Raw genomic sequence first — 1,773 nt, 5'->3', positions numbered from 1 at the left:
AGGATTGCCGGACGGGAAAGACGGTTTGTGACTGATACAAATCACTGTATCTCGAAGCAGATTGTGAACTCCGAGTACACGGTCTTCGCTCTCGAAGACCTCTCGAAGATCAGGGTTCAGAAGAGGAGAAGCACAGAGTTCAACCGGAAACTGAACACCTGGTCCTTCTATGAACTCGAACAATTTCTCCGGTACAAGGCTGAGGCTCTGGGAAAGCAGGTTATCTTTGTTGATGCTCGATACACCTCGCAGAAGTGCTCGGTGTGTGGGCATATCTACAAAGGAAACCGGGAAGGTTCGTCGTTCCGGTGCCGGAAATGTGGATTCCAACTCCATGCTGACCTCAATGCTGCTCGAAACATTGCTCAGGCAGGTAGATCTTGCCTGAGCAGGCTGTCTGTCAACCAGCCAAATGGAGCGCACTCGTAAGAGTGCAGCTACAAGCCCCGGCCAACAGGTGCGGGGTAGTTGACACATCTTTTTCCCTCTCCGGTGGCATACTCTCCATCTCCATGACGACGATCGGGCTTGTTGTCAACCCCCTTGCCGGCCTCGGCGGTACTGTCGGCCTGAAGGGGACGGACGGGACGGCGGACGAGGCACGGCGGCGGGGTGCAGTGCCGCGGGCGCATGAGCGTGCCGTCGAGGCCCTCCTCTCTCTCCGGGGCCTCCCCCTCCGCGTCCTCACCTCCGCCGGGGCGATGGGGGCCGATGCCCTCGACGCCGCGGGTATCAGGGACTGCAGGGTCGTCCATACCCCCGGAGGCAGGGAGACGACGGCCGAAGACACCAGGGACGCTGTCAGGGCCTGCATCGACGCCGGCGCCGACCTCATCCTCTTCTGCGGCGGCGACGGCACGGCGCGGGACGTCGTCGCGGCCGCGGGGGAGACCCCCATCCTCGGCATCCCCGCGGGCGTGAAGATGTACTCCGGCGTCTTTGCGGTCCGGCCGACCGCGGTGGGCGAGGTCCTTGCCGGGGACTACGCCCTCAGGGAGGCCGAGGTGATGGACATCGACGAGGATGCGTACAGGCAGGGCGACCTGCGGGCCCGCCTCTATGCGACGGCCAGGGTGCCCTTCCTCCCCGGCCGCGTGCAGTGCGGGAAAGAGGCCTCTTTTGGGGACGAGGCCGCCGCCCTCGACGGCATCGCCCGCTTCATGGCCGACCTGATCCGGTCGGGCGGGTGCGTGGTCCTCGGCGCCGGGAGTACCACGGCGGCGATCGCGAGGGAAGCCGGGACCGCGGCGACCCTCCTCGGCGTGGACGTCATCGTGGACGGGAAGGTTGCCGCTCCCGACGCCGACGAGGCGACCCTCCTCGCGCATATCAGGCGCGCCGGCCGGTGCCGGATCATCGTCAGCCCGATAGGTGCGCAGGGCGCCGTCCTCGGCCGGGGCACCGGGCCGATCACCCCCGCGGTGCTCAGGGCCGCGGGGCCGGAAAACCTCGTCGTCGTCGCCACGCCCGGCAAACTCGCCGCCACGCCGGCCCTCTTCGTGGACACCGGCGACCCCGCTCTCGACGCCGTCTTCGGCGAGAAGATCTCCGTCGTCTGCGGCTACCACATTGCGAGGTTGATGCCCCTCCTCAGGCCGTCGGCATAGATCGAAACCTCTGAGGTGGTTCTCAAAGAACCGCCTGAAACTTCGTTTTATGAGCGATTCTCCAACGTGTAAACCACAGGTTTTTTTCCGCAGAATCTCTATTATCTATCGTGAAACTGCCGGGCATGGTGTACAGGCCGGACGACCGTCCGCCATGGTCAGTTAC

At 64.5% G+C, this 1,773-nt stretch carries 2 protein-coding genes; both read left to right on the top strand.

The genetic code is table 11. The features are described from left to right. Window positions 1-429 (top strand): transposase (locus tag Q0520_RS10280; RefSeq protein WP_298669749.1); only part of this gene is annotated, 429 nt, incomplete at its 5' end. 83 nt (window positions 430-512) lie between these two features. Then, the gene (locus Q0520_RS10275) at window positions 513-1,607 is read left to right on the top strand and encodes an ATP-NAD kinase family protein (RefSeq protein WP_298669746.1); all 1,095 of its coding nucleotides are present in this window, start codon (window positions 513-515) and stop codon (window positions 1,605-1,607) included. Window positions 1,608-1,773: the final 166 nt, after the last annotated feature.

The organism is uncultured Methanofollis sp. (assembly GCF_937919355.1).
GTDB lineage: Archaea > Halobacteriota > Methanomicrobia > Methanomicrobiales > Methanofollaceae > Methanofollis.
This window is presented reverse-complemented; position numbering and strand designations above follow the sequence as displayed.